This window comes from Nostocoides sp., assembly GCF_035343835.1.
In the GTDB taxonomy this organism is placed as follows: domain Bacteria; phylum Actinomycetota; class Actinomycetes; order Actinomycetales; family Dermatophilaceae; genus Nostocoides_A; species Nostocoides_A vanveenii.
In genome coordinates this window covers 1-6,278 of the sequence record NZ_DAOQZV010000190.1, presented here as the reverse complement: position 1 = coordinate 6,278, position 6,278 = coordinate 1, and the positions used below count along the sequence as shown (strand labels likewise).

Below are 6,278 nucleotides of genomic sequence, written 5' to 3'. Positions count from 1 at the left end.
CGGCGGGCGCGCCCTGCGCCGGCGCCGGTTCGCCGTCGCGAGCGGCGCGACCGCAGTCGTTCTGGCGCTCGCCGTCGGCGGATTCGTCGCGCAGGATGCCTTCTCTCGCAACGCAACCCCGGCACCGCCGATGGGGACCACGGCAACGACCGCTGCGCCACTGGCGCCCGAGGTGACCGCGATCATGGAGCCGCTCAATGCCTCTTTCGGCACGGGGACCGGCCCCAGCGAGATCCCTGGCCTTAATCACTTCGCCGTCACCTGGCAGCGCACCCCGGCCCCCGGCGGACAAGACCTGACCTTCTCGACGGTCGGTGACAACGACGCTCTCACAGCTATCGGCGGCTCCTCCACCGTGGGCCTGTCCACGGATGCGGTCACCTGGGGGACGGGCGGCGGCATACAGGCGATTGTCGGTGTGCTGCCGGCAGCCGCGGCACGGTTCACCGTCGTCCAGCCGTATGCCGCGGACGGCGATCACGCGTCGATCTCGGACCGCGCGCCTATGGTCGGCAGCCCATGGCAGGCCTTCGCGGTCGCCTTCCAGAATCCCAAGGACATCGACTCGATTGTCGACATCCTCTGGATGAGTCACGACGCCGTCGTGCACGACAAGAGCGGCGCGATCGTCCCCTCGGTCACCTTGACCGACCGGGACCACCGCACCCTGTATGTCTCGGACGCCGCCGACACCGTGGGCACCTTCTCCGGGTCGGGGGGCGACGCATCGAGGTGGCTCTCCACCGCCGAGCACCCGGTGCTCTCGATCGGCCGAGGCGCGGACACGGACTCCCCGATGGACGGCTTCTTCGGGATGCTCGTCCCCAGCGGCTCGACCGCGCCGGCGCTCACACCGAATCGGTCCACCGACGGCTTCACGCAGCCGCAGATTGTCCAGATCCCCGGCTCGGACTGGGCGGTGCTGTGGAGTGATTACACAGCGTCCAGCACCACAGCCGGCGCGGCCTTCGCCAAGGTCGAATGGACCGCCCCCGACGGCGCGCGGACCACCGTCACCAAGTACTGACAGCCACCGGCCAGACCATGCGCGCCGAGACACCGCGCATCGTGTGAGCGACCACACCCGCCGCGCGGCTACCGACGCCATCGGCGGCGGTAAAGGATGGAAGCCTCATCCGGCACGAAGGAGTGGACAGGCATGCAGTTCGGGCGCAGCTACGAGGAGTTCGAGGTCGGGGCGACCTACAAGCACTGGCCCGGCAAGACGGTCACCGAGTACGACGACCATCTGTTCTGCCTGCTGACGATGAACCACCACCCGCTGCACCTGGACGTCCACTACGCCGAGGAGACGACCCAGTTCGGCAAGAACGTCGTCGTCGGCAACTACGTCTACTCGATCCTGCTCGGGATGTCGGTGCCGGACATCAGCGGCAAGGCGATCGCCAACCTGGAGATCGAGTCGCTGCGGCACGTGGCCCCGACCTTCCACGGGGACACGCTCTACGGTGAGACCAAGGTCCTGGACAAGTGGGAGTCGACGTCCAAGGACGACCGCGGTGTGGTGTACGTCGAGACGATCGGCTACAACCAGGACGGCAAGGTCGTGTGCACCTTCCGCCGCAAGGTGATGGTCCCCAAGAACAGCTACCTCCAAGCCAGGGGCGGCGAGCAGCCCGGCCGGCCGGTTCCTCAGCCCGACAAGAACTGGACCGGCTGACCCCCCCCATTGCCGCACCTGCTCTCGCGTAGCGTGGGGCGGGTGAGCGAGCAGCAGAAGCAAGCGGACAACCGCGCCCGGGCCGTCACCGATGAGTTCCGTGCGTTCGTCGCGACCGGTTGGGCCGCGCCCGCCGGCGCCCGACCCGAACTCTCCCCCGCTGCGCCGTATGCCGCTGCCCGCCGCGCCGCGCTGTCTGCGCGCTACCCGGGTGAGCGGCTCGTCATACCGGCCGGCGGCCTGAAGGTCCGCAGCAATGACACCGACTACGTCTTCCGCCCGCACACCGCCTTTGCCTATCTGACCGGTCTGGGCGCCGACCGCGAGCCCGACGCGGTGCTCGTCCTGGAGCCCACCGACGACGGTCACGACGCGATCCTGTTCTTCCGGCCCCTGGCCGGGCGCGACAGCGACGAGTTCTTCGGCGACGCCCGCTATGGCGAGTTCTGGGTCGGGGCCCGGCCGAGCATCGCCGACATCGAGGCCGAGCTCGGCCTCGCGGGTCGCCACTTCGACGACTTCCTGGACGCGGCGACCAAGGACGCGGCCACGATGGTGGTGCGCGTCATCCGCGACGCGGAGAGGGAATTGACCGCCCAACTGGACGAGCGCCGGGTCTCGGAAGGCCGCGCCCAGGAGGCCCTGGAAGAGGCCGACGATGAACTCGCGCATACGATCTCGCACGCACGGATGGTCAAGGACGACTACGAGATCGCGCAGATGCGGGCCGCGGTGGACGCCACGCAAGTGGGTTTCGAGGCGATCATCGCCGAGTTGCCGCAGCTCGCGGCCAGGGGCCGCGGCGAGCGCTGGGTCGAGGGGATCTTCGGCCTGCACGCGCGGCATCAGGGCAATGGCGTCGGCTACGACTCGATCTGCGCCGCCGGCGATCATGCCAACACCCTGCACTGGATCAAGAACACCGGCGATATCGCCGGGGACGAGTTGATCCTGGTCGATGCCGGCGTCGAGGTCGACGCGCTCTACACGGCCGACATCACCCGAACCCTGCCGGTAGCGGGCACCTTCACCGACGCCCAACGCGAGGTCTACGACGCGGTCTATGCCGCGCAACAGGCGGGCATCGCCGCTGCCCGCCCGGGCAACACCTTCAGCGACATCCACGCGGCCGCGATCCGGGTGATCGCCGAGCACATCCACGCCTGGGGGCTACTGCCGGACGGCATCGACGTCGAGGCCACCTTGGACAAGGAGCACGGGCAATACCACCGGCGGTGGATGGTGCACGGCACCTCGCATCACCTCGGCCTGGACGTCCATGACTGCGCGCTGGCCACCCGCGAGGAGTACATGGATGCCGAGCTGCTCCCCGGCATGGTTTTGACGGTGGAGCCGGGGCTCTATTTCAAGGCCGACGACGAACTGGCACCGGAGCGCTTCCGGGGGATCGGCATACGGATCGAGGACGACATCGTCATCACCGCCGACGGATGCGAGAACCTCTCCGCCGGAATGCCCCGGTCCAGTGCCGATGTCGAAGCGTGGATACGCTCGGTGCAGGCGCGCTGAGACCCCGCCGGCAGTGGCCGCCGTCCGCCTGTCGAAATGCGTGTAAGCGTTTCCATAACAATCTGGACACGGCCGGGTTGAAATCTCGGCAACGCCCGACCTGATGCTTGACGACAGTCCAACAACAGAGCATCGTTCGGTCGGTTGAGTGCCCTAACCCCAGGCCTCGACTCGGGAATGCGCCGCTGCTCCTGCCTTGACGGTGCGTTCTCGCGAGAACCATCCAAGGAGAGACATTTATGGGCGCAAGGCGCTACCTCACTGCTGCGGTCGCCATCGGTGCGGTCGCAACGACCACCGGTTGCCTCGGCGGCGGCGGCGGCACTTCCAACACCAGCGGCACCGCCACCGGCGCCGGCAAGGCCGAGGTCGAGGTCATGTACGGCTTCGGCAACGAGCAAGAGTCCGCCTTCCACAAGGACCTCGACGCGTTCGCGGCGAAGAACGGCTTCAAGGTGAAGTACACCAAGGCCGGGTCCTGGGACACCGAGATCCGCACCCGGATCGCCGGTGGCAGCCCGCCCGACGTGGGTCTCTTCCCCCAGCCCGGCCTGATGTGCGATATCGCCAAGCAGGGCAAGATCCTTGCGTACGACGACGCCACTGTCGCCACCGACAACGAGACTCTCGTCCCCGGCTTCTCCGCCTCGGGCACCTGCGACGGCAAGGTCTACGGCCTGCCGTCCGCCGTCTCGGTCAAGTCTCTCCTGTGGTACGACCAGGCCGCCTGGAAGGCGACCGGCCTGACCTTCCCGACGACCATGGACGAGTTGCTCAAGGTCACCGACGAACTCAAGGGCAAGGGCGACACCCCCTGGTGCATCGCCGCCGAGTCCGGAGCCGCGACCGGCTGGCCGATCACCGACTGGATCGAGGACCTCGTCCTGCGCACCGCCGGTCCCGAGGGCTACGACAAGTGGGTCAAGGGTGAGCTGAAGTTCAACAGCCCCGAGGTCAAGGCGGCCTTCGACTACTTCCACACCATCGCCTTCACCGAGGGCAATGTCCTCGGCGGCACCAAGGCCATCGCCTCGACCAACTTCCAGACCGGCGGCAACGCGCTGTTCAAGCAGCCCCCCGGCTGCTACCTGTTCAAGCAGGCCACCTTCATCGCCGGCAAGGGCGGCTTCCCGGACAACGTCCTGGCCAAGCTCGACACGACCGTCGGCGTCGCGGCCTTCCCGCCCAAGGAGGCCGGCAACAACCCGGTCCTCGTCGGTGGCGACCTGGCGGCGGCCTTCAACGGCGACGCCAACACCATCAAGCTGCGCAACTTCATCGCCAGCAAGGACAACGGCATCGAGGTGGGCAAGGCCGGCTACTTCAGCCCGCACAAGACCTTCGACGTCAACCTCTACCCGAGCAAGACCCTCCAGGCGATCGCCTCCGAAGTCCTCTACAAGTCCTCGGCCGCCCGCTTCGACGGGTCCGACCTGATGCCCGCCAAGGTCGGCGCCGGCACCTTCTGGACCGAGCCGATCAAGTGGATCACCGGTCAGATCGACGAGACCCAGATGCTCGACAACATCGACAAGAGCTGGCCCACGTCCTGATCGCTGACGAGCGCCCGGGTGCGCCATCGCTGACGGTGGTTGCGCGCCCGGGCTCTCGGCAGTAACCGGCCCCGTTCACAGAAAGGACAAGGGTTTGGCACTCAAGATTCTCAACGCATTGATCGCGATCGTCGGCGGTATCGGTGGCGCGATGCTCCTCTTCTGGATCCTCAACAAGCTGTCCGAGTCGCTGAAGGGCAAGTGGGAGGACCGGGTCAAGCCCTGGGCCTTCGCCGGCCCGGCAATCCTCGCCATCGCGGTCTATCTGATCTACCCCGCGCTGGTCACCATCCAGTACAGCTTCGCCAATGCCGACTCCACCGGATACGTCGGGTTCAAGAACTACACCGATCTGCTGACCGAGAGCGAATTCCTCCAGGTTCTGCTCAACAACCTGCTGTGGATCATCATCGTCCCGGCCGCGGTCGTCGTCCTCGGCCTCGGGGTCGCCGTGCTCGCCGACCGGCTCCGGCCGCGGGGCGAGAAGTTGAGCAAGACGATCATCTTCTTGCCGATGGCGATCTCCATGGTCGGCGCGGCGACGATCTGGCGCGCGATCTACGACTACCAGCCGGTGGGCGAGTCGCAGACCGGTCTGCTCAACGGGATCATGCAGCTCTTCGGCAAGGACCCGGTCTCCTGGTATCAACTGGACACGCTGCACTTCAACAGCATCCTGCTGATGATCATCTTGACCTGGACCCAGGTCGGCTACGCCATGGTTCTGCTCTCGGCCGCCATCAAGTCGGTCCCCGAGGACACCATCGAGGCCGGCCGGATCGATGGCGCCGGCGAGCGGAAGATCTTCTTCTCCATCGTCGTCCCGCAGATCTGGGGCACGGTCATCACCGTCTTCATCACCGTTCTCATCGGCGTGATGAAGGTCTTCGACGTCGTCTATGTCACGACCAATGGGGCATTCAACACCGACGTCGTCGGCCGGCGCTTCTACTACGAGATGTTCACCTCGGGCAACAACGGGTACGCCGCGACCATCGTCGTGCTCTTGATGATCGCCATCGTCCCCGTCCTGGTCTACCAGGTCCGTCAGTTCCGTCGTGAGGAGGCCGCCCGATGACCACCACCGTGCAACCCGGAACCGGTGTGCCGGATCAAGTCATCAAGCAGAGCAAGCCAGGGACGGGCGCCGGCAGCGCCAGCCCGCTGGTCAAGGCCTTCATGGTCTTCTTGTGCCTGCTGTGGACGATCCCGACCCTCGGCCTGCTGATCAGCTCCTTCCGCACCCGCGATGCCCAGTTCAGCTCGGGCTGGTGGACGGTGTTCAAGAGCCCGCTGGATGCCACCCAGTGGACCCTGAACAACTACTCCCAGGTGCTCGGCGACAACGCCTCCGGCGTCAACATGGGCAAGGCCTTCATCAACAGCCTCGTGGTGACCGTCCCCGCGACGATCATCCCGATCCTGATCGCGGCCTTCGCGGCCTACGCCTTCACCTTCATGGAGTGGAAGGGCCGCGACATCGTCTTCGTGATCATCGTCGGTCTGCTCGTTGT

Annotated in this window: 5 protein-coding genes and 1 pseudogene; all 6 read left to right on the top strand. The window is 66.6% G+C overall.

The annotated features are described in order from the left end of the window. Nucleotides 1-1,027 (top strand): hypothetical protein (locus PKH97_RS12430; protein WP_324387793.1); only part of this gene is annotated, 1,027 nt, incomplete at its 5' end. A gap of 132 nt (nt 1,028-1,159) precedes the next feature. Then, entirely contained in the window at nt 1,160-1,681 is a 522-nt protein-coding gene (locus PKH97_RS12425) for a MaoC family dehydratase (RefSeq protein ID WP_324387792.1), read from the top strand. A 42-nt stretch (nt 1,682-1,723) separates the two neighbouring features. After that, nucleotides 1,724-3,211 carry an aminopeptidase P family protein gene (locus tag PKH97_RS12420; protein WP_324387791.1) on the top strand — a complete coding sequence of 496 codons (1,488 nt, stop codon included), beginning with the start codon at nt 1,724-1,726 and terminating at the stop codon, nt 3,209-3,211. 239 nt (nt 3,212-3,450) lie between these two features. Then, nucleotides 3,451-4,764, top strand: a complete 1,314-nt coding sequence (locus tag PKH97_RS12415; RefSeq protein ID WP_324387790.1) for an extracellular solute-binding protein — start codon at nt 3,451-3,453, stop codon at nt 4,762-4,764. A gap of 94 nt (nt 4,765-4,858) precedes the next feature. Beyond that, on the top strand, nt 4,859-5,842 hold the full coding sequence (locus tag PKH97_RS12410; RefSeq protein WP_324387789.1) for a sugar ABC transporter permease: 984 nt from the start codon (nt 4,859-4,861) through the stop codon (nt 5,840-5,842). Further along, nucleotides 5,839-6,278 (top strand): annotated as a pseudogene (locus tag PKH97_RS12405) (hypothetical protein); the annotation flags it as partial. The gene PKH97_RS12410 and the pseudogene PKH97_RS12405, both read left to right, overlap by 4 nt.